This is a genomic window from Thermofilum uzonense (genome assembly GCF_000993805.1).
GTDB lineage: Archaea > Thermoproteota > Thermoprotei > Thermofilales > Thermofilaceae > Thermofilum > Thermofilum uzonense.
Genome location: NZ_CP009961.1, coordinates 1,219,103 through 1,239,349, shown reverse-complemented (window position 1 = coordinate 1,239,349; position 20,247 = coordinate 1,219,103). Strand labels below are relative to the sequence as shown.

Here is a 20,247-nt window from a genome sequence, read left to right as displayed (position 1 = left end):
AAATAACGCACTAGCTCATCATCCGTGTCTAGGTTATAGTAAACATTTTTTAATGTTCTTGATTTTCACAAACGTGGCATATTCCTATGGTTGATGACCCACAGAACTGTATGATGGAGAACTGTACGCGGCATGCCGAAATAATGCTAGAGGTAGGCGGACAGGTTATTTACCTTTGTAGACCACATTTCAGCCAACTTGTTTCGAGAATGGAGAAGGCTGCTGAAAGGAGAGGCAATATATCACCGAGAAGCTTGAAGATAGAAAAGTTAAACAATGGTAAAATAAGGGTACGCATAGCCCGGGCCAGGGCGGGAAAACGCTAGTTGTCTAACCTGTAAGGATTCTTATTTGTTCCTCTACAGTTTTCCTTAGTTCCTCGTATACTTCTTTCGAACTTATTATGCCATCTCGAAAACTATTCTCAATCTCTTCAAGTTTTTTCTTTGTCTCCTCTAAGCTCGTGTCTAGCGGGATGCCGATACGTTTCATGTGCTGGATACTCTTGAGAGACGCGTGTTCATAAGCAACCCATAGATTTTCAAGTTCATGAACCATAGTGACCGTTTCGGATGAAAGTTCATCGAACTTCTTCTGCGACTTCTCTTCTTCCAATAGCCCCAGTTCAACTTTCAATTGTATTTCCTCGAGTTCGCTGAGATTAGAGGATATCCTGGTTTTGAGGACAGCTATTTTTTCGAGCAAGGCAGGCCTTGTCTTTTCCCACTGGAGAAGGGCTTGTTTCGTTGTGGAAACATATTCTTCCCATGCCTTGTCGGCGCCGTCAAAGATATTTTTTATTTCTTCCAAGGCCATTGTAGCCATTACTCCTCGACCTCCTCCCGTATTCTCTCTAGTCTTTTAAGTTTAGCCTCCAATTCTGCCCTAAGTCTTCGGTATGTCTCCTCAGCCACCTCCCCCTCTTTGAACTTCTGTTCAAGCTTGTTTAGGGCTAGCCTTATCTTTGCTATTTCGGGTTTAACCTCAGCTACTTTTACGCGTTTGTAGTGAGGAATGACGAGCCTGTCAAGCTCATCCAGCTTACGCTTTATGTTATCCATCTCGGAGTTTTTCTGAGATATCTTTGAGTCGATCTCCGACCTCAGTTCTTGATAATGAGTGTCATCTAGAATACCTAATTTATGTTTTGTCTCTATCCTTTCCAGTTCCTCGGTTAATGTGTTTATCGAGCTTTTAACGCTGAGTAATTCTTTTTCCAGATAGTCTCTTAGGTTCTCCCACTTCTCGATAACCTCACGTGCATCGCGCTCATATTCCTCCCAAATTCTGGAGAGCTCGGAAGCGCGAGTTATCAATGTGTCTATTTCCTCTGTGATTTTTTCTAAGCCTGTTCTCTCTTCTTTGACTTCGGGGCTCAGAGTCTCTGGTTTTTCGATTTTAATTTGTGTCTGTGGTTGAGGAGCCGGGACTATTTGCTCGACAGGCTTTTTCTCCTCAGTGGATTTCTTCCTCCATTCTATGTAGTAGGGGCATTCCCAATATTCCATAAGGCAAGGCATGAATGCCGGGTCTACTTCAACGCCCCCAGCGTACTTGCAATAAAATCTTCCCCTTGTATCCCGATAAAGGCCCGGACAAACGCCGCCTGTAGACATCCAAAACCTATCACTATAGTGAATAGCCAATATTATTATTATCGTTGTGAATTGTGTTCAAAGCACATACAAATAGTGTTATTTTCTAGTGGTTTACCCATTACACACATAGGAGGCATGCAGCCTAGAGCCCCTATATGTTGCATGTGACGGTAGAGCTTATTTATCGCAGGGCGGTTTTTAGAGGGTTGTTTATGCTTGAGGAGTCGGTTTGCAGGTATTACAGACCAACAGCGAAGGGTAGTAGGTGTGTTTTCATAGGGGTTTCTGAGTGGAAAGCCCTTAACAATAAATACCTGCAGTATTGCAAAGCAGGGGGTTCGGGCTGTCCGGTTCTGGCGACAATAACGAAAAAGATGTCTAACAACCAAGCTAGAAAGGGTGGCGGTCGTGTCTTGCTTGAGGAGGGCTGACTATCTCCTATCACTTGGGGTCGTTCTGGCTTTTACGGGTGTTGTGGTAGTTTTGTTCACTTCAAAGGAAAGGGCCATGAGCCTTCCCCTGATTTTAGCCTTGTTGCCCGTGATCTCCATGCTCTTTTTGGGGGCATCAAGGCGTGGAAGAGACAGAATCGCAGTTTTACTGGTTGCCTCCATAACTATTGTTTTCTCATCACCTTTCTTGTCCCTAGCGATTGTAGGGCTAGAGGACAAAGTCAAGAGTGGGGTAATATCCTCTATATTCATAAATAATTTGACTACAGGTGATGGAAGGAGTACCCTCCTAATATACTCTTTACTAGTCTTTGCCTCCTTTATTTCATCCTTGTTGTTAAGTAGGATCTTCATTAGCTATTTTTTGCCTAGTTTAAGTGTAGATGGGATAGTGAACCCTATTTCAATGCTTACTCGTTTGGCAAGCATAAAGTCTTGGTCGATTTTTGGATTTCTCGTCGGTTTTATCCCTTTATTAATCTTCCCGGGAACTCTTCCTGAGTTTTTAACCTTAATTTATATGCTGGTCGCACCCATCCCTGTACAGTCTGCACTCTTGACTTTCGAGGTCTTGAGATACTTTGGCCTGGACTCATTGATAGGTTTTCCCGGAGTGCTCGTCGCATTGACAGTTTACTCTATTATAGTTTCACGACAGGGTGTTAAGACTGAAAAAGGAGCAGCTTCATTTCTTTTATTGTTTGCATCAAGTATACTTCTCATTCTTCTTACTTTTTTTATTCTCTTCGGGACAAAATTTCCCTTGTATGCCTTTCTCTACATACTTTCCCTCTTCTCGTTAACACTAGTTTTTCTTCATTCCGAAGCTAGAGGCTTCTTGTTGAGCCCATTTCTAGCTATGCTGGTTATTTCCTTGTTTTCAGGTATAAGCGTGGGAGAGAACAAACGTATTCTTAGCCCTCTTACCCCTCTCCTTATCGCTGCTGCGCCAGCAACTCTTGCAACTCTTTATGAATTCATTGCTATACGTGCAATCCCTGAAGAAGAGGATTGCTCTTATCTGAGAGTTGTCCTCATAACTTTTGTAGTACCTCTGGTATCCTATCTATATTACACGGGCGGGAGTTACGGTTTCACGTTTACCCAAACATCTTCATTACAGGAATTATCATGGATGAGCGTATTTGCTGCCTTTATCGCCGTATTGTTCACAGTTATTCAGCAGAGAGTGGCTAAACACTTGTTGAGTAGAGGCTCTGCTCTATTCATTCCATTATCCCTAACTATACTACATCCTGTAGGCCTTGCACTGGGTTACATATTTCTTTATGCAAATACGATGGAATCTCTTATATTTATAATTCCGGCATCCATCCTAATCCTGACCGTTAAAGTGTTAATCTTTTTCAAGCAAGTTTCGTTGAAGGAATTCAACTTTATGGTTCTTTTGGGCTCAGGATCCGCGTTGCTACTTCTTTTGCTTCTTTAAGCCTAACGTTACCCGCCAGCAATTTGAATGATATCACCATCTCCCAGCTCAAAATCTTTTCCAACTTTACGCGGATTGAATGTGAAGCGGTTGCTCCAGACCCAAGCATACTTGAAACTCTCGCCTAGCTGCGAATGTATGATTCTCGCCACTTCGATTACCTTAGCTCCACGTCTCACCACGATGGGTCTTTCTTCCACCTCTCCCGTTCTAGGATTACGTGTGTAAACCCTTATCAGGTCCAACTCTCGGAAAATATATTCGGCCATCCTTCCGAAATCTATGGTTTCACAACCTTTAATGAGGTGTACAGGAATACCAAATTCACTCTCGAGTGTTCCACGCACTACTTCCGCGTCCTGGATATGGTCTCCTGGCGAGTAAAGAACAACAATGGTGGGCTTGTAAGCTATTTCCCCGAATAATGCCTCCTCAACATCGTCTAACGTGGCTTTTCCAGTAACTTTGACAACGGCATGGTAAATTCCATAATCGCGAAGGAGAGCCGCTACATCTTGGAGTGTTGTGCCCTCGAGTTCACCTATCACGACAACTCCTCCCGTCGATCTTCTCTCTATTTCGACGCTTGCTCGCGGCTTCTTCCAAGCTATCCTAGACTCTTCCAGGGCGTCAAGCAAAGCCTTAACCTCGCTTTCTACTCCCGGTACCATGTCGAGGGCTAAAATGATTGCATCGGCATTTCGTGCTAAAGCCATCAAACGAGATTGCGATGAAGCGTCGCCGAAAAGTGGTGGGGCACTGATTATTTGGAAGTATACACCCTCCCAAGTTTTCATGCCTGGAATAGGCTTCTTGGAATCTGTAACTTCTATCCCGGTGATGCAGCGAAACACAGCCTCACGACCGGGTCCGGGATAGCCCAGCACAACTACCTGGATATCGCCCTCTTTTTCTACAAAGAATTGTTCACCGCCGCCAACCTTTTTCTTTCTCTTGAGTTCTATTTCTCTTCGGAGTGCAGCAATTTGACGAGTAACCTGCATGCGAAGTCTTTCCGTCCCCTTGTGCTTCGGGACGGCAGAGAGGAACTCCTGTAGAGCTTGAAGTTTTTCCTCTGGCGTCTTCGCGTCCATAGCTTTCTTCCATTTACTCTTTGCCTCGGCTGGGAGATTCGTGGGCATTTTATCCTATGGTGTTAGGAGTATTTTTGACACTTTTTAACTTTCCTTTTAATCAATCAAGTTTTCAACTACTACCGCCTGCCACCCTGCGTCACGGGGGCCGGCTCATGGGTTGCCCTTCTAGGGGTTATTGTTTTGCTCCTAGTGGTTGTATCTTTCTCCTCTCCGTGGCGACTACGACTCCTTGGTGTGTCGGGGTGTAGGCTTCGATTCTCGTCGGTGTTGGTGGGCTGTATCCTACTCTTCTGGTTATGTTTAAGCATGCGTTTCTGACTAGGCCGCAGTTCTTGCACACGCATCGAAGCTTTCAGGGCGTACACCGACATCCTTCCAGACCAAAGGAAGGCACTCGACAGCATCAATGCAATGCTCATGGAGCTAGAAGAACTCTCAGCTAGGATTGAAGGATTTCTCGAGTCCTTGTTTAAAGATAAGCTTACCTGAAAGCCGGAAAATTACAAAGTACACTATTTTTAGGGTGTTCTTACGAGGATTTTACCATTCTTCTTGAGCAATAAGAGTTGGATTTTTCCACCAATCCTCATTGCTCTCTCAACGACAACTGGAGCGAGAATGGCTGTCTCATTTAACCTCTCGAAGCACATACTAGACACAGGTACCCTGGTCACTATCAATCCGTTCTCGATATACAAGTCAAGATTATATTCACTACGTAGAGAAGTACCCTCAGGTGAGTTAGCAAGATAACATAGGTCTCTAATCAAGGCTGCATCCTCGTGAACGGGAGAGTTAAAAACCGCTAGCCAATACGTGAAGACAAGCGTACTCACAATGACGTCTAATAGGATCACTATTGCATCATCCACCGCTTATCACCAGCTTGTTCCCCCATTTGTCCATAAGTGTACAGGGATAGTTTCCTTTAATGGCAAGAAGTGTTCCATTGACGTAATCGTGAGGACAGAGCGGTTTTAGATAGACTTTTATCTTGATAGCGTAACTGTAGCTTGCTAACTTGAAGACTTGATAACTGGAGGTTTCATATATTCTCAGAATTCTTCCCGTTAACGGGTCGACCTTCAACCCGACTAGTTTATATGAGTATTGTAATTCGAACACATCTTTTCCAACGTTCGTCACAACATACCCCCTGCAAACTAAGGCCCCATGATCATAAGATGATTCATTCACCAGCAGATAGAGATTATACGAGAGGAAGTTAACCGGGTATATATACCGAGAAATCTTTTGGAGTTTTACATTAGCTTTACCGGGATCCGAGCACGAAGCTCTAAGGGCTACCAAGAGCGCTGTGTGAGCATCCTCTCCACGGTAATCTGTACGATAAAAATTGTGTTCCGAGCTCTCTAAAACTAGAAAGCTTAAAAGCACTATAGCGAGTAATCCAATTGTTCCTCTGCGCCTCATATTATCTCTTCCAGCTGAAAGATATCACTCTAGGCTCCTCACCGCACCATACAATAATATTGCCTACCGGGTAATCGGGTAAAGGAGCCGTGGCATTGACACTCCTCATTATCTCATCAACGTCGTCGCAGCTGGCGTAAAGCATGACATAGGCCGCGATAGTTGCCGTGTTACGTGCCTGAATGAAATTATATGTGAGCGTTTTGACTTCATGGCTTGAGACTCTAGTCAGAGTCAATAGGACAACTATAGCTATGATTGCCGCTGAAAGAGTTCTCAAGGTTTGACCACCTCAACTCTAGATCCGTTTTTGCATAATGTAATGCTGTATCCGTGTATTGAGTCGTTGTAATAGATTGGTTTGGATGCATAGATAGTCAGACAAGATCCCTCGGGCATAAGGCTTGCAATACTTTCCACCTCTCTTTTACTGTGGTTTGAATATACAATATAGAAGCTTAGGAGAGAGCCTAAGAGCAGTATTTCAAAGAAAGCCAGCAGATTATCTCCTATAGACTTCAACACCTATTCACCTGATAGATAACAACTTTCAACTCCTGAGGTCCTTCCAGTTCCACATTTCTACCACAATAGCTTAGAGAAAGGTCATATACCCTGACGGCGAAACTCCTTCTCGAGAAACATAGCCTGTCGGCAAATCCATCAAAGGAAGAGTCATATAGAACCAGGGTGTTATTGCCTTCAAGGAGTTTTGGAAGGAAATATATTTTACATTTACTTCCCTCGTGTATTATCGACAACCATGATTCATTGAGAGGGGTTATGCGGCATTTTTCCAGCTCGATAATGGGTAGACTTGCCCTTGTCACTGTAAGGTTGTTTGCCTTAACTTCGCAAATGGTCCTGTTTATATAGACCTTCGAGTTTAGATCCACGAGAGTAGCCTGGGCTAGAACGTTGAGTTGGGAGGGCTCAACAGTAAAATGCCTTGACTGGCCCTGCACTAAAAGAAGTATAGTGGTAAGGACTGTTATAGTAAACGAAGCGAGGATTACTAGCCTTATTGTATCGATCAAAGCTTTTCGAGCCATGGTATCACCAGGACCTCTCTCGTCATTCCTGGAACGTAGAGAACCTCAAGTGAGTGCCTGTTGCCATCGTATAAGGGAATGATTATTGGCTCTAAATACCTCTGCTCGTTTTCCCAGAGTACAACTCCGCTTTCCCTTGATATCAGTCTGACGTACAATCTCCCTGGTATCCAGGTTTCATTTAACGTGAAGAGTTTTTCTCTAAGCGTTCTCTTTTCTCCGAGTACAACAGGCTCTCCCCAAAGCAACTTCGTGTCTCCGTTGACCTTTGTGAAGGTCACCGGAGTCGATACGGGTACAAGTATGAGTTCTAGCGTTGTATTAGGGATGAGGAGATTTCTCCCCCAAGAAGCATAAATCTTAATCCTTGAGATTCTTGTAACATTCTGCAGAAGGGAGTAATTTATAGTCAGTCGTCCATTTGAAGCGGGTACTGTGGTAAGTATCAAGTCGTTATAGCTAGCTGTAACATTATAGTTTTCCCACGGCGGAAATGAAGTAAAGATTATCTCAGCTTTATTCAAGCTATACTTTATTTCTTTTATTGAGATTACAGGGACGATTGTTCGAAAATAGTAAACCGAGTCGTTAAGCTTGAGATAAACCGCCATGTTAGGTTTTTCGGGTGCCATTATGGAGAAAAGATAGAATTTAGAGGATCCATTCTGGAATAAAGGTAACTTTATTGACGGTGTTCTATCTTTGACAGCCTTTGTCCCCGCTCTAGCACACTCGCCGTACTGTTCTGAGACTATGAGAGATCCGCTAGCACCTTGAAGTGTTATAATTTTGCTTCGAGTCGTGTCGAGCAATATTAGGCTTGCATTTGTTGAGAAGGTGTAAACTCCTGGCTTTATGGGTATGAAATGTGTACCGTTGGCTGGCTGGAAGTCCATTCCCGGTAATAGATATGTAACTGGAGCTTTTTGACTGAGAGAATAGACGGCCCTGACGTATATGTTAGAATTTATAGTTCCTGTGAGACTGTTTGTCTGTATTTTTGTAGATCCTATAAGCCAGTAGTCGAAGAAGACTTTGTCCTGAGATTGACCTTCGAGAGTTAGCTTCAAGAAACCCTTGGTATTCGAATCAAGTTGAGCTGAAACGTCGATTGTTTCGGCTTCTAAGGTTATGTTTCTAAGAACGATGGTTCCATTGCCGGGGATCAAGAAGCCCGTGTAAAGGGTTTTACGTAAACCAGTAACGCTAACAGCGTTAATTCTCAGGGAGTATATTCTGCTTGTGAAGCTAAAGCTAAGGGTTATGTCGAAGCTTCCCGTATAGTACTCTCCACTGCTACACGTTCTTATGGTGGAGCTACTGTTTGTCTCGTCCCATGAACAATATTTTGTCAGGGTTTTTCGTACGAGCAAGGTGGTCTCGCTTGGAGCTCTAAGAATATATCTTGTTCCCTCCTTTAACTGTAATGAAATACTCTTACTGGTAGTAGAGCCCTCGAAAACTAAATTAACGTTGAGCTGTGAGGGCTCACCACTTAAAGTTATCGTTCCATAAATGGCATACCCTGGGGGAGATTGAATAAGAGAGTCTATGTTAACGGTATACTTCTTTTCGGTGACGACGGGCTGGGTTAAACCGAGGCTAGCATATGCTACGCTGTAGTCTTCAGGTAGTCCCTCAAGTGGATAATTATAGCCATAGGCATGTGCCGTTCCTGTAGTAGCCACTTTTCCCCCTATAGACATTATTGTGGGTCCAGAATACGAGTTGAGGTCAAAATATGCCCTAGGGTCATCGGTTTGAGGCAATATCCAAGATAAGCCCCCGTCTACCGTCGAAGCGCTGATTGAAACTATTTCTATTATTGTTTGAAGCGTCTGGTGTTCACCGGAGGCAGTAGCCTTTAGGTTTGCCCACCCTGAAGCCAGGGTGGGCGTTCTGATGATCCAGTTTGTGTAAAGTTTTGATGAAAGTGCAACGGGTAAGGGGCTCTCTCCTGTGGTCAATGAGGAAGTTAAGTCCACGTTCCTTGATGCTTCACCCGTTTTACCGGATCCCGGAGGAACCATTATCCAGATCACCAAGGAGTCGTTCAGCGCTAATGCTAGGGGTGCATAGAGGACCATGACAATGAGGAGAACATATTGTTTCTTCAAGTTAATCACCAATGAGACAGAGGCTCAGACTGTCACCTTGGAGATATATGTCCAGTGCAAACTCGCCCGTATTAGGTAGTACTCTGAGTTCCTTTGTCAGGATGTTAAGTGAATATGAGTATTCTATAAAGTCGAGGCCGCTCACAATTACGCGTGTAGCATTGTATGTTTTTCCCTCAAAATATTCTTTCAGATTATCGAGATTGACTGTTATTATATATGTTCCGCCCTGTAAAGTGAAGGAGGGAACCCTGTCGTAGGGTTTTCCATTCAAATAGACAAGACCAATATTGTTATGCCATGTTGTCGTAGTCATCCTCAACGTTATATGTCCTGAGGTTTTGGGTAGGATTACTAACAACCTTGCAATGGAATCCGTACTTATTTGTAGACAGCCATTACTAGTAGTAATATTGTATCTATCAGTCAATCCGAAGACTTTCCGGTAATCCATAAAAGGGTCTTCGACTCTCTTGAATCCACCACACTTCTCGCATATGATTATAGAATCTGAGGAAAATTTTCGCTTTAAGACGTATTCTAAACTCTCGCTGAACTCACCCCCTGAAAGGACACGTATCTTTAAGGCAATAGGGGGAAGTGTACTGTTTGAAATCCAAGGAGGAGTGATCCAGCCTCTTATACATAAATAATGTGTCGAGTTATAATCAATGCAACCCGTCGCCGTGTTTCCGCTACTGTATAGCCCGATCTCGAGAGTGGAGTTTTCCACAGGTCTCAATTCGAAGAATCCTTGCCGGTAAGATCCATTAACCCAAGCTCCTACGGGGAAATTAAAGCGTAAAATGTAGAACCGAGGTCCTCTCACTATTATATGCGTATCGTTTTCTAATCTAAATGAGACATTGATAGGATAATATTCCACCAGCTTCTCGCGTGGGATAATCACGGTAGTAGAACACATCAACGTATAGTCGTCGAGATGGTCGCATGTAGAATTGAGATTAATGGTGGAGTTGATAGGGATCTTCAAGGTTGCTTTCCCGTAAAGCCGCGTCCCATTAAGGAGGAGTGGCGCTTCAGCATTCAAGATTAATAGGACATATTTCCTTCTGTATTTAATCTTGACTATTGTGTCATCGAGAATCGTTAAATTAATCTCGGTGCTCAAAGGCTCATATAATCCGACGGGTTGTGGACGAATAATAATCACTGTGCCATTAGGAACTCTCAGTTTAACTGGTAACTCATAAACATCTCTGTTGATTTCGACCTTGCCTCCCCCTATGTCTGACTCGATGTAAAGAATTTTCAGGCTTGCTGAGGTTTGTGATAAAGGAGGTAGAATTACTTTGCTCTTAGTACTTACATCGATGTTTTTATGATACGTCCGTGACGTCAAGGCGGCAATCAAGCTTAAGAATAATATGGTGGTTAAGATTGCCAATAACTTTTTCCTCTTCATCGTGTAAACCCATTCCAGTGCCTAAAAAAACAGGGAAAACAGTGGGTTCCCTATTATCCGTTTTAAAAACCTTGCTCCATAACTCTACGAGAAGGATATGAGCGAAGAGGTTGGTAGATCCATAATGCTTATTATAACGTTGGCTGTTGTCTCATTAATAGGCTTCTTTATCTACCAGGTAGCCTCTACTACAACGAGCAGGCCTGTACTCGTCCAGGCGGGAGACGCTGTTCTTACATCCTTAGGAAACACTTACTCAGTGATTCTATGGCTCCAAAACGCGGGCTCATCCTCGGCTGACCTTACATCCGCAACTCTAGTTATTAATAATTACAATGTTAGTGCTCCGCTTACATGTTCACCTGCTATAATTCCTAGCGGAGCCACGGCAACATGTAGAGCCTCTTTTGCATCTACAAGTGCTATAACCACGGCTGCGACAGGTTATATCGTCACGAGATATGGAGTGTACAAGGTGGTAATGGTTAGAAGCTAAGGTGCACACATGAAAGATCTCCTAGAGGACTTGGAAATGCTTTTTCTTTTATCCTTTATCGACGCCCCACCTAGCTACGTGATGACATGGCTTAAGAACAGAGGGATAGGTTACAAGTTCTCAAGTGAGAGGATAGAAGAGAGAATTAGAGAAGACGAGAGAACAGGGACAAAGGAAGGTATTAGAAGTGTACTGGAAGAGACTATTAAGAGCTTGGAGTTTAAGCTTGAAACTTTCTCTAATCGCGTTGATAACATAAGTGAAGTCTATACAATTACTCTCCTAGTAGCGCCTGTCATGCTCTATGCTGTGGGGTTATTCCAACCCGAAACTGTAAAGGTCTCACTATGGGTTCTTCTCTTACTGAATGGTCTTCTTTTAGTTCTTTTCAGGGATCTTCATCCACGTGTATTTAAGTTAAAGACGAATTCGTCTTCCATCCTTGGAAGTATCGCCTTATCGGTTGTACTCTCTTTTATTTTTTTAAAAATAGAAAATCTAAGGGTTTCTCTTGTGGCACAAATCCTGACGAGCCTACCGTTTGCTGTATCCGCGCTTAGGCGTTGGCGAAGAATGGAGAGTGAGCTCAGGGAGAATCATACTATCCTGTTAAAGGCTCTCACAGAACCCTTCCACCTCTTCCGTGCCGTACCTCCAGGGCTTCTGACGGCCGAGACATACTTTGGTATAAGCCGGAGCCTACGGCTCACGCTTTATCTATCCTCATTCTGGGGAATTGAGGAAAAAAGCGCGCTTCTCTTCACGTATGAAAAGATATATAATTTCTACAAGAAAACTACCAGGAAAGGTTTCCTAAACGCTGCAATGAACCTGCTCACGATATTTCTTTTAGGCTTCGCCTCAGCTATAGTGAAGAACATTCTGAAGACTCTACCACTAGATGCGATGCAACAATGGGTCACAATTGGAGATAAATCTGAACTCTTTTGGACCATTGATGTTTATGTAATGCTGGCATCGATTCTATACGCGTTAGGTCTAAGCATCATCTCGTTGGGAAGTCTGGAAATGGCACCGTTTTGGATACCTCTCGTCTCTACAGCATTACTTCTTGGAGAAGTGCTAGGGGAGAGGTTGCTCGTGTATGGATAAAGTCCTCTATGCCTCTATCCTTATACTCGCAATTTTGCTCTTATTTTCTGCAATAATCCTACTAGAAGTTTCACCCTTTATCGGGACAATCACTATAACTGAGGACGGCTCTTTACTTGTTCCAAGGGTTTAGTTATCCTAATAAACCCTAACCTAAGGATTCTGTCATAGAATCAGAAAAAGAAAAAAATCCGTGTCTGATTGAAAAACAAATTTATATCACTTTTAAAGAATTAGAACAGTCACCACGGAGAGAGCCGATGGTCAAAGGATACATACTGGTGATAACAAAGCCAGGCAAGGAATATGAGGTTGCACGAGAAATACTCAAGATGCCATTCGTAGACGACGTTGATGTCACCTATGGATTGTGGGATCTAGTTGTCAGAGTTAATGCTCCCTCGTTCCCGGAGCTAGATAAAGTTATCATGACTATTCGAAGTCTAAAAGATATAGAGCAAACCGCCACACTTGTGTCCCAAGAACCTGGAGCATAGCTTTGAAGTTTTCATTAAGTTGAGTCAAGAATCATAAATTAGAATGAAAGCTGTGAATCCTAGGCTATCCATTCTCCCTTACTGATCTTCTCAGGAATATAAGTATTTGAAAGGAACCTGAATCCATGCCCACTTAATGCCTCTATCTCTACTTTTTGTCCTTTCTCTATGAACAGGTTTAACTCCTCCATCCATCTTTTTGATTCTTTGAACCAGGGATAGTTTAGAAGCTCTTTTGCTCGTTTTATATCTCTCTCTGTAGCCTTAATGATGAAGTTTTTCGGGATCTTATACTTCTCAATATCTGTCACAGAAACTCCGAGGAACCTAGCTTCGGGTGTTGCAAGCCGTTCACTCTCATAACTAAGAGTTATGGAACCACTCTTGTATACACTATAAATATAGAATCCATAGCTATCTCCATCGGTTAAAACATAAACAGGCAAGTCAAACTCCTCCCAAAGACGCCGTACCATTCGACGGGTACTCCTATCCGGCTGACCCTTTCCAGTGATAAGGATACAGTTGTTTTTCCTCCAAAACTCGTCCTCGTTTAATTGCTCGAAGATCGCACCTTTCTCAACGACAAGGACATAGTCCGCCTTAACATCTAATATTTCTAGACTGTCAACGTTCGAAGGAATTGCGTATGCACCGCTACCAAGTCTCGAGAGCTCTATCACTTGGCCCTTCGACCGTATAGACATGTTTCCTACTATTCTACCCTTTGCATCATGCATGAGACCCATATGTTCTCGAAGAAGCCCTGTGGTGACTTCGATATCCTGGATCACCGCATTGCTTTCTCTCTGATCATCCCATGTGTTCTCCCCGAGATTCTTTCCACTCTTATCCGTTAAAGTGTGCTTACCTCTATAGTAAAGATCCCTTATGGTTGGATGAACGCCTTCACGCCTAGCCTCTAATATCAGTTTCAGCATGAGAATTGTCTGCATAAATCTCTTAGACTCTCCCACGTCGAAGAACTCTCTCCTAGCGGTTTTAGAACCCAGTAATAGCATCTTTCTTTTCTTGTCCCATATAGTGTTGGCTAGAGTTCTCACGGGGACTTCGAGGTAAGGTGCCTCGCCTCTAAGTATTTGGTCTGCTACTCTTCTACCTAGTTCCTCGAGGCGTCTTATTACTTCCTCCTCGGGAGGAGCCTGTATCGCGCCGCGTCTAACTGACGACATGTTGCTCTACACCCTTTTTACCAAGTTCTTTCTTAAGAATTTCCTCGAGTTTTGACTCTAGGAGGGCCGCGTCGAGAGAGAGAATTTCAGCCAAACTGGATACCACCTCTGGCATGTAGCGTCTGATGGTAGCCTCCTTTCTCTGAATCTCGTGCAGCCTCTCCATCCTCGTGATATAAGATCTCAGCCTCCTCGCAGCCTCTCGTATTGCGATCTCCAGCTCATGTTCTAGTTCTGGGACGTCTGCAATAGCTTCCTTACCTACACCCTTAAAAGGTATCTTCGTGGAACAGACGTGAGTGATGACAGCAAGTGGTGCAGGGAACTTCACCTTGTATACACTCCAATCAATTTCATTAACAACTTTCCTGGAAACATCTACCCCTTCATCGTAAAGTAAAGGCATCTTATTAGCAAAGCGAAGCACCATAGGCTGATCCTGAGGCGGTATTTCACCCCCATATGCTACGGCCACCTCAACTATGAACGGATGCCCCCCATAGGAAGAAGGTGGTCTAGTCACTGCTTTCACAAAGCTTGGCTTAAGGATGTTCTTAACGCCATCCTTTAGGAGTTCCTCTCCGATCGGTGAGAGAGTGACAGGACGAGGGCGTCTCCATTTATCAAAAGTACGCATCTTCGAAGCCAAAGCCTCGAGATCACTGAGCCTGAGCTCCTTAACCTTTAATGATGGATCAAATCCTGCCCACACTATAAACTCACTCGCTATTTTTTCACCAACCCCTTCGAAGCTCTTTACCAAGAAATCCTGGAGCGTGATGCTATGATCGTTCAACGATCTTATGAGTTCCTTTAATATTTCAACGTCGACGCCTTTAGGATGGTATCGGCCTATTCGAGGAGGCTCCGGAAGTTTTTTGGAAACTCTCCTGAAGATGAGCTCCTCATCGGGAGTCTTGTACTTTATAGTAGCATAGGGCGCTATAAGTGCCGTGCGTCTGATATATTCTTCAATACGCTTTTTAGCCTGAAGCCATGATCCCTCCAGGGTCAGTCTAACAACAGTCCCATGAATCTTCGGGTTATCCTTCTTCTTTATTCGCATTTTAACAATGTGAGGGATATTCTTGTCAACGTCGATGTAAAGAAGATATTCTCCTATGAATTCAGAATTTCTGGGAGCACTTTTAACATAGATGGGCTGCGCGGTCGTCATTTGAGCATAAAGGACGGCCATCTTGACGCCAAGACCAAAGACTCCTCTTGTCTGTCTAACGACATATTTGGAGCCATAAAAGACCCGGCCGAAAACATTAGGGATCTCATGGATAGGTATTCCTATACCATTATCTGCTACTTTCACAGTGACCTTGTCCTGGTTCGAAGGGTCAAGCGATATCTCCACACTAATATCAGGCAGTATGCCGTGAGTCTCTGTGGCATCAAGTGAGTTCTCTACTAGTTCTCTCACTGTTTGATACAGCGCTCTTGCTGGATTGGAGAACCCTGCAATCTCCTTGTTTCTATGAAAGAACTGTGCAGGAGATAATCCACGGTACTTTTCCAATCATAATCACCTCGTGTAAGTCTTCACGCTGCAAGTGACCACTGTTCATCAAAGACCTACGCTTTTACATTAACCAAAGTTATTAGGTTTTCTTTTCCTTTTTGAGAGTGATCTATCTAAAATTAGATAAAATAAAGTAATATAAAAAATGATAACGAAATATATAAATAAAATCGACAAACATACTCATATTACTAAAGGTGAAAAACTTGGAGAAAAAACAGGTCATAGTTTTAACGCTACTACTTCTCGCGTTCACACTACCAGCTATAAGAATAGCACGAGCCGAATCTCCCGTCATCCAGGTTGTGGATCCCACAGGCGACGATAAAGGTCCAGGCTACTACGGCTACCCTACTGCCGACGTCTTTAAACCAGGTGTTTTCGACATCGTCAAATTCGAGATCTATACGGACAACAAGACCTTAACGTTTAAGACCTACTTTAAAGACCTTGGGGGTAATCCTTGGGGTGGCAAAAATGGTTTCTGCTTGCAGCAACTACATATATACCTGCATACAGATGCACCAGCTAACATACCCTCAAGGTCGAGCACTATAGGATTAAATGTGAATCTTGACCCAACCTGGGCGTGGCATTACGCTATCCTAGTAGGTCCCTGTTGGGAAACTCCACCCCAACCATTGCCTACCGGACAGTGTGCCGTCATTTACAGACCTTTCGATTATGTTGTCCAAGATGATAGACTAAAGGTAAGCGTAGCTGGGAACGCTATTGTTGTACAGGTGGATAGGGGTCTTATCGACTACGGTGATGTAGGAAACATTAAGAACTGGAGAATTATAGTAGCTGTAGCTAGCCATGACGGCTTTGGACCCCTAAAGATAAGAGGAGTAGGGCTCAGTAAAGGAGACTGGAACATATGGGCCACTGCAACCGCGAATGACCAGCAAAAAATAGCGATTGCCAATGCCATTAAGTTCGGTATCGAGCCTAGAGTAATGGATATAGCGGTATACTCACCCGAGTATCCCAACGGTATAAGTGCAGACCAGCAATACGCCTGGCTTAGCAGCTTTGACCCTAACACTAAAACCCCAGCCGTTATCCCGCCACTCACACTAGACTTAAAGGCCCAGCTAGCTTCTATAACAAAGGAAAGGGATGACTTAAAGACACAGGTATCCTCTCTTCAAGGCCAAGTATCAACTCTTCAAAGTCAAGTAAACAGCCTACAAGGACAAATCAAGACCCTACAAGATCAAAACAAACAGTTACAGGATCAATTACAGACTCTCCAAGCCTCAACAGTGAGTACCACAATTGCCATGGGCTTGGCTATAGTACTCTTCATCATAGGCTTTGCCGTAGGGTATCTCTTCGCTGGCAAAAAGAAGTCGTCCTCGGGCACTACGGCAAAGCAAAGTTAAAGAAAATATCATTATTTTTTTTTCCGGTGATCATTTTGAACAGGAAATATTTCCTTGTGTTCTTATTCATATTCATAATTTCACTAGAGAGTATAGCCCTGAATGTTACTGGTCAACAGTCAAAACCGCTCTACGTGGCAATAGTGTGGCATTACCATCAACCATGGTACTACGATGTCAACGGCACAGCTTTCATTTTACCGTGGACGAGAATGCATACAGTTGGAAATTACTACAAAATGGCATACATACTCTCAAAATACCCCCAAGTAAAGGCTACGTTTACCTTCTCAGGCTCCCTCATACAACAGATACTTGACTACAACCATGGAGTGAAAGACTATAGACAAATAATCTCTGAAAAAATAGCCAACGGACAATCCCTAACACTCGAAGAAAAGTTTTCAATGCTCGTAATGCCTGGAGGGTTCTTCGACGTGAACTGGGATAGAGTGGTCAACGTGGTTAAGAGGTATAGCCAGCTAAGGGACAAGGCTCAGGCAGCTCTCTCCAAATATATATATTTACCAGAGCAAGAATACAAGCTGAAAGTAACGGAAGAGTTTACAGAACAAGACTATATAGATCTGGCCGTTCTATTCAACCTCTTCTGGATTGACCCCCTAGTTTTAAGGGAACAATACCCAGATATTTACACTCTTAGACAACAAGCATTAAACGGAGGTAGTGGCTTTACGAGGCAACAGCTATCAGCAGTACTCAAGGTTCACAAGGAGTTGCTTCAGAGAGTCCTAGGTTTTTACGCGGATCTTGCACATAAGGGGCAGGTCGAGCTTATTCCAGTTCCATATAGCCATCCTCTGGCCCCTATTTTAGCTGACTTCGGCCTTAACGAGGATATTAAGCTTCATGCAGCCTTGTCTAATTCGCTTTTCCAGCAGGTATTCAACTACAAACCTCAAGGTGTTTGGCCAGCGGAGCAAGCGGTTAACGATGTTGTTCTCTCGATCTTTGCCAACGAGGGATACTCATGGACGATAACAGACGATGCTTTGTTAGTTAAGGCTGGGTTTAACCCTACAGACCCTTCCGTAGGGTTAAAGGCATGGTATGCAACGTATAACGGTAGACGCATATATGTTTTCTTCCGGAATCACCAGCTGAGCGATCTTATTGGTTTCCAGTATAGCAGACAAGACTCGATCCAGGCAGCACAAGATCTCGTGAACAGACTGTTAGACCTAGCAAAAAGCAGCGATGGCACAAATCTGGTCGTAATAGCGCTAGACGGAGAGAATCCGTGGGAATCCTACCCCGAATTTGGTGATGTATTCCTTCAGACTCTCTATTCCCTTTTGAGTGATTATCAATCAAAAGGTGTCTTAATTACAACCACGCCTGGCGAATACACTTCGAAACAAGCTTCGTCTGCGAGAGCTCTGCCATTTAAAGACTATCCATATCTCGATTTAGCCGGCAAGGACATATCAGATGTTCCCTTAAGCTACACTGACGATGCTTACACCCAGCTTCCACGTAAGATTGTGAACGCTCAGATCCCCGAGGGATCCTGGTCGGGAGGCGAGTTGGCAGTATGGATAGGCCAGAGACAGGAAAATGTGGCATGGATGATGCTCATCAAGACACGAGAAGATGTTCTCAGAAAGCTTGGAGCTAGGAGCCTGCAAGAAGCGCGTTCTGTTAATCCAAAGGCAGTCGAAGACATATTAAGGGCTGAAGCAAGTGATTGGACATTCTGGTATGGGGGAGACATGGGTGGAGGCTTTCCCGCGAATCCCTTTTATAAGGGATACTTGAGGAAGGCTTACCTAGACGCGGGTCTGCAGCCCCCAGACTACCTTTTAACGCTGTTCAATCCCGATGCAACCCCCGTAGGTGTTCTGAACAGCGAGTATCCCAAACCGCTTTCAGACAAACTCAAGCTTGATGGTGAGCTCACGGAGAAGGAGTGGTCTAAGGCACTAAATATGTCCATGGGAAACAAAATAATTCGAAATGTTCTCGTTTTACCGGCTTATAGCGGCATGTACATAGCTGCTGTACCAGTAAGTGAATCTGTTCTTTCAATCCCAGAGGTGACAGTGGCTCTATATTTCACTACTCCCAGTAGAAGCGTAAGCCCATACCATCCTGGATATAATTCCTTCCCGAGATATGCGAATGTAGATCTCGGCATGGGATTATTCTTCGAGGTTCTAATGGTTCCAAGAAACTCCACAGTCATCGTCAGCGCTGCGGATGGTAGAGGCTCATGGATTCCAATGTATTATTTCAACTTAGCCGTCAAAAATGTTATGGAGGCATATGTCCCCTGGAACGCTCTAGGACTAGAACCTGGTCAGCAAGTTTACCTGACTGCAGTCTCATATAAAGGATCAAATGTAGCGGAAACGGCTTCACGTGTAGGATCCGTGTACCAGCTAATGGTACCTAGAGCAACACTGGTTTCCGGTGCTAAGGTATTGTTTGAAGCAAATGACCCCGAAGGTGACGATGATGGAGCTGGAGGATACAAGTATCCTAAGGCGGATGTTTTCAAGCCAGGCGTCTTTGACATGATTAAGTTCCGCGTCGTTGATTCTGGGGAAACATTACTCTTCGAGGTATACTTCAAAGATCTGGGAGGGAATCCCTGGGGAGGCCCTAACGGGTTCTGTCTCCAGTACCCACAGATCTACATTCACACCACACTCCAAACACCCGGACGCAAGGATACCTTTGGCTTAAACGTCAACCTAACCGACGATTCTGCTTGGCATCTAGCCTTGCTTCTCGCTCCTGGATGGGGCTCTGATCCCGTTCCAAACGGAGAAAAGGCGGCTCTCTACCTTTCTGACGGTACGGTGTTAGTACAAGGGGATGTCTTCAAAGTATATGCGGATCCTGCACGGAATGCTATTATAGCGGAAGTCTCGAAGAAGTTTTTACCTGACGTGGAACATGCCGACAAGTGGATCTATACTGTCGCAGTTACTAGTTATGATGGATATGGAAGCATGAAGGTTAGGGCCTTTGGAATAGATCCAGCTGAATGGGTTGTAGGTGTCGGCTCTAAACACGCTAAGGCCGTTCTCTTCAATGTCGTGCCTAGGGTGATGGACTTACTCGCCCCGACGGCGCAAGACCAGTATTCACAGCTTAACTCCTATGTTGCTGAGAAAAATGGTACTCTAGCTAAGATTCACGGTGTGTCGAGTTTCTCAACACAGCCAGCGCAACAACAGTGCTCCTGCCCGCAACCTCCGCAGCAGCAATGCCCGACTTGTCCCACATGTCCAGTACCTCAGCCTATACAACCCTGCAATTGTCCAGACCCAACCAGATCTTTATTCGTGGGCATTATTGCGGGAATCCTTGTTGGTGTGGCTGCAGCATTGTTTTTAAAAACTGGAAAGAGAGAACCTTCTACATCTTGAATATT

Annotated in this window: 22 protein-coding genes; 9 read left to right on the top strand and 13 right to left on the bottom strand. The window is 44.0% G+C overall.

Going from position 1 to position 20,247, the window contains the following annotated elements; all coding sequences use genetic code 11:
* Positions 1 to 86 precede the first annotated feature (86 nt).
* Positions 87 to 326: a hypothetical protein gene (locus MA03_RS06390; protein ID WP_052884466.1), complete on the top strand. Its 240-nt coding sequence runs from the start codon at positions 87 to 89 to the stop codon at positions 324 to 326.
* A gap of 4 nt (positions 327 to 330) precedes the next feature.
* Here MA03_RS06390 and MA03_RS06385 read toward each other — a convergent pair whose 3' ends face one another.
* The gene (locus tag MA03_RS06385) at positions 331 to 825 is read right to left on the bottom strand and encodes a hypothetical protein (protein ID WP_052884465.1); all 495 of its coding nucleotides are present in this window, start codon (positions 823 to 825) and stop codon (positions 331 to 333) included.
* Complete coding sequence (locus MA03_RS06380; protein ID WP_191118488.1) at positions 825 to 1,616, bottom strand: hypothetical protein; 792 nt, start codon at positions 1,614 to 1,616, stop codon at positions 825 to 827. The genes MA03_RS06385 and MA03_RS06380 overlap by 1 nt, the downstream gene beginning before the upstream one ends.
* 194 nt (positions 1,617 to 1,810) lie before the next feature.
* Here MA03_RS06380 and MA03_RS06375 point away from each other — a divergent pair, with 194 nt between their 5' ends.
* Together MA03_RS06375 and MA03_RS06365 are read left to right on the top strand one after the other, a co-directional pair.
* Positions 1,811 to 2,029 (top strand): hypothetical protein, encoded by a 219-nt coding sequence (locus tag MA03_RS06375; RefSeq protein WP_191118487.1) that lies wholly within the window; start codon positions 1,811 to 1,813, stop codon positions 2,027 to 2,029.
* Complete coding sequence (locus MA03_RS06365) at positions 2,007 to 3,500, top strand: hypothetical protein (protein WP_191118486.1); 1,494 nt, start codon at positions 2,007 to 2,009, stop codon at positions 3,498 to 3,500. The genes MA03_RS06375 and MA03_RS06365 overlap by 23 nt, the downstream gene beginning before the upstream one ends.
* A gap of 8 nt (positions 3,501 to 3,508) precedes the next feature.
* Here MA03_RS06365 and MA03_RS06360 read toward each other — a convergent pair whose 3' ends face one another.
* The 9 genes from MA03_RS06360 to MA03_RS06320 all read right to left on the bottom strand — a co-directional run bounded on the left by MA03_RS06360 (position 3,509) and on the right by MA03_RS06320 (position 10,626).
* The gene (locus tag MA03_RS06360; protein ID WP_052884460.1) at positions 3,509 to 4,642 is read right to left on the bottom strand and encodes a TGS domain-containing protein; all 1,134 of its coding nucleotides are present in this window, start codon (positions 4,640 to 4,642) and stop codon (positions 3,509 to 3,511) included.
* Positions 4,643 to 4,713: 71 nt separating this feature from the next.
* Positions 4,714 to 5,016, bottom strand: coding sequence for a hypothetical protein (locus MA03_RS08900; RefSeq protein WP_052884459.1), 303 nt, complete (start codon positions 5,014 to 5,016; stop codon positions 4,714 to 4,716).
* A 99-nt stretch (positions 5,017 to 5,115) separates the two neighbouring features.
* Entirely contained in the window at positions 5,116 to 5,469 is a 354-nt protein-coding gene (locus tag MA03_RS06350; RefSeq protein WP_052884458.1) for a hypothetical protein, read from the bottom strand.
* Entirely contained in the window at positions 5,462 to 6,031 is a 570-nt protein-coding gene (locus tag MA03_RS06345; protein ID WP_052884457.1) for a hypothetical protein, read from the bottom strand. Before MA03_RS06345 ends, MA03_RS06350 begins: the two co-directional genes overlap by 8 nt.
* Before the next feature lies 1 nt (position 6,032).
* Positions 6,033 to 6,311, bottom strand: coding sequence for a hypothetical protein (locus MA03_RS06340; RefSeq protein ID WP_052884456.1), 279 nt, complete (start codon positions 6,309 to 6,311; stop codon positions 6,033 to 6,035).
* Positions 6,308 to 6,553: a hypothetical protein gene (locus MA03_RS06335; RefSeq protein WP_191118484.1), complete on the bottom strand. Its 246-nt coding sequence runs from the start codon at positions 6,551 to 6,553 to the stop codon at positions 6,308 to 6,310. The genes MA03_RS06340 and MA03_RS06335 overlap by 4 nt, the downstream gene beginning before the upstream one ends.
* A complete protein-coding gene (locus MA03_RS06330; RefSeq protein ID WP_191118483.1) occupies positions 6,550 to 7,083 on the bottom strand; it encodes a hypothetical protein in 534 nt (177 codons plus the stop codon). The genes MA03_RS06335 and MA03_RS06330 overlap by 4 nt, the downstream gene beginning before the upstream one ends.
* Positions 7,065 to 9,200 carry a hypothetical protein gene (locus MA03_RS06325; RefSeq protein ID WP_191118482.1) on the bottom strand — a complete coding sequence of 712 codons (2,136 nt, stop codon included), beginning with the start codon at positions 9,198 to 9,200 and terminating at the stop codon, positions 7,065 to 7,067. Before MA03_RS06325 ends, MA03_RS06330 begins: the two co-directional genes overlap by 19 nt.
* 1 nt (position 9,201) lies before the next feature.
* Entirely contained in the window at positions 9,202 to 10,626 is a 1,425-nt protein-coding gene (locus MA03_RS06320) for a hypothetical protein (RefSeq protein WP_052884452.1), read from the bottom strand.
* A 97-nt stretch (positions 10,627 to 10,723) separates the two neighbouring features.
* Here MA03_RS06320 and MA03_RS06315 point away from each other — a divergent pair, with 97 nt between their 5' ends.
* From MA03_RS06315 to MA03_RS06305, 4 genes are all read left to right on the top strand, one after another.
* On the top strand, positions 10,724 to 11,122 hold the full coding sequence (locus tag MA03_RS06315; protein ID WP_052884451.1) for a hypothetical protein: 399 nt from the start codon (positions 10,724 to 10,726) through the stop codon (positions 11,120 to 11,122).
* A 9-nt stretch (positions 11,123 to 11,131) separates the two neighbouring features.
* The gene (locus tag MA03_RS06310; RefSeq protein ID WP_052884450.1) at positions 11,132 to 12,235 is read left to right on the top strand and encodes a hypothetical protein; all 1,104 of its coding nucleotides are present in this window, start codon (positions 11,132 to 11,134) and stop codon (positions 12,233 to 12,235) included.
* Positions 12,228 to 12,368, top strand: a complete 141-nt coding sequence (locus tag MA03_RS08740) for a hypothetical protein (RefSeq protein ID WP_191118481.1) — start codon at positions 12,228 to 12,230, stop codon at positions 12,366 to 12,368. The genes MA03_RS06310 and MA03_RS08740 overlap by 8 nt, the downstream gene beginning before the upstream one ends.
* A gap of 127 nt (positions 12,369 to 12,495) precedes the next feature.
* A complete protein-coding gene (locus MA03_RS06305) occupies positions 12,496 to 12,732 on the top strand; it encodes an Lrp/AsnC ligand binding domain-containing protein (protein WP_052884449.1) in 237 nt (78 codons plus the stop codon).
* A gap of 59 nt (positions 12,733 to 12,791) precedes the next feature.
* Here MA03_RS06305 and MA03_RS06300 read toward each other — a convergent pair whose 3' ends face one another.
* Together MA03_RS06300 and MA03_RS06295 are read right to left on the bottom strand one after the other, a co-directional pair.
* On the bottom strand, positions 12,792 to 13,925 hold the full coding sequence (locus MA03_RS06300; protein ID WP_052884448.1) for a DNA topoisomerase IV subunit A: 1,134 nt from the start codon (positions 13,923 to 13,925) through the stop codon (positions 12,792 to 12,794).
* The gene (locus MA03_RS06295; protein ID WP_052884447.1) at positions 13,912 to 15,453 is read right to left on the bottom strand and encodes a DNA topoisomerase VI subunit B; all 1,542 of its coding nucleotides are present in this window, start codon (positions 15,451 to 15,453) and stop codon (positions 13,912 to 13,914) included. The genes MA03_RS06300 and MA03_RS06295 overlap by 14 nt, the downstream gene beginning before the upstream one ends.
* Positions 15,454 to 15,662: 209 nt before the next feature.
* On the opposite strand from MA03_RS06295, the gene MA03_RS06290 reads away from it, so the two are divergent.
* Both MA03_RS06290 and MA03_RS06285 read left to right on the top strand, forming a co-directional pair.
* The gene (locus MA03_RS06290; RefSeq protein ID WP_191118480.1) at positions 15,663 to 16,844 is read left to right on the top strand and encodes a glucodextranase DOMON-like domain-containing protein; all 1,182 of its coding nucleotides are present in this window, start codon (positions 15,663 to 15,665) and stop codon (positions 16,842 to 16,844) included.
* A 35-nt stretch (positions 16,845 to 16,879) separates the two neighbouring features.
* The gene (locus tag MA03_RS06285) at positions 16,880 to 20,242 is read left to right on the top strand and encodes a glucodextranase DOMON-like domain-containing protein (RefSeq protein ID WP_191118479.1); all 3,363 of its coding nucleotides are present in this window, start codon (positions 16,880 to 16,882) and stop codon (positions 20,240 to 20,242) included.
* The last annotated feature ends 5 nt before the right edge of the window (positions 20,243 to 20,247 follow it).

Excerpts from the sequence above, each read along its gene's own strand:
- MA03_RS06390 (WP_052884466.1), top strand. The coding sequence starts at position 87 with ATGGTTGATGACCCACAGAACTGTATGATGGAGAACTGTACGCGGCAT.
- MA03_RS06385 (WP_052884465.1), bottom strand. The coding sequence starts at position 825 with ATGGCTACAATGGCCTTGGAAGAAATAAAAAATATCTTTGACGGCGCC.
- MA03_RS06380 (WP_191118488.1), bottom strand. The coding sequence starts at position 1,616 with ATGTCTACAGGCGGCGTTTGTCCGGGCCTTTATCGGGATACAAGGGGA.
- MA03_RS06375 (WP_191118487.1), top strand. The coding sequence starts at position 1,811 with ATGCTTGAGGAGTCGGTTTGCAGGTATTACAGACCAACAGCGAAGGGT.
- MA03_RS06360 (WP_052884460.1), bottom strand. The coding sequence starts at position 4,642 with ATGCCCACGAATCTCCCAGCCGAGGCAAAGAGTAAATGGAAGAAAGCT.
- MA03_RS08900 (WP_052884459.1), bottom strand. The coding sequence starts at position 5,016 with ATGAGCATTGCATTGATGCTGTCGAGTGCCTTCCTTTGGTCTGGAAGG.
- MA03_RS06345 (WP_052884457.1), bottom strand. The coding sequence starts at position 6,031 with ATGAGGCGCAGAGGAACAATTGGATTACTCGCTATAGTGCTTTTAAGC.
- MA03_RS06330 (WP_191118483.1), bottom strand. The coding sequence starts at position 7,083 with ATGGCTCGAAAAGCTTTGATCGATACAATAAGGCTAGTAATCCTCGCT.
- MA03_RS06320 (WP_052884452.1), bottom strand. The coding sequence starts at position 10,626 with ATGAAGAGGAAAAAGTTATTGGCAATCTTAACCACCATATTATTCTTA.
- MA03_RS06315 (WP_052884451.1), top strand. The coding sequence starts at position 10,724 with ATGAGCGAAGAGGTTGGTAGATCCATAATGCTTATTATAACGTTGGCT.
- MA03_RS06310 (WP_052884450.1), top strand. The coding sequence starts at position 11,132 with ATGAAAGATCTCCTAGAGGACTTGGAAATGCTTTTTCTTTTATCCTTT.
- MA03_RS08740 (WP_191118481.1), top strand. The coding sequence starts at position 12,228 with ATGGATAAAGTCCTCTATGCCTCTATCCTTATACTCGCAATTTTGCTC.
- MA03_RS06305 (WP_052884449.1), top strand. The coding sequence starts at position 12,496 with ATGGTCAAAGGATACATACTGGTGATAACAAAGCCAGGCAAGGAATAT.
- MA03_RS06300 (WP_052884448.1), bottom strand. The coding sequence starts at position 13,925 with ATGTCGTCAGTTAGACGCGGCGCGATACAGGCTCCTCCCGAGGAGGAA.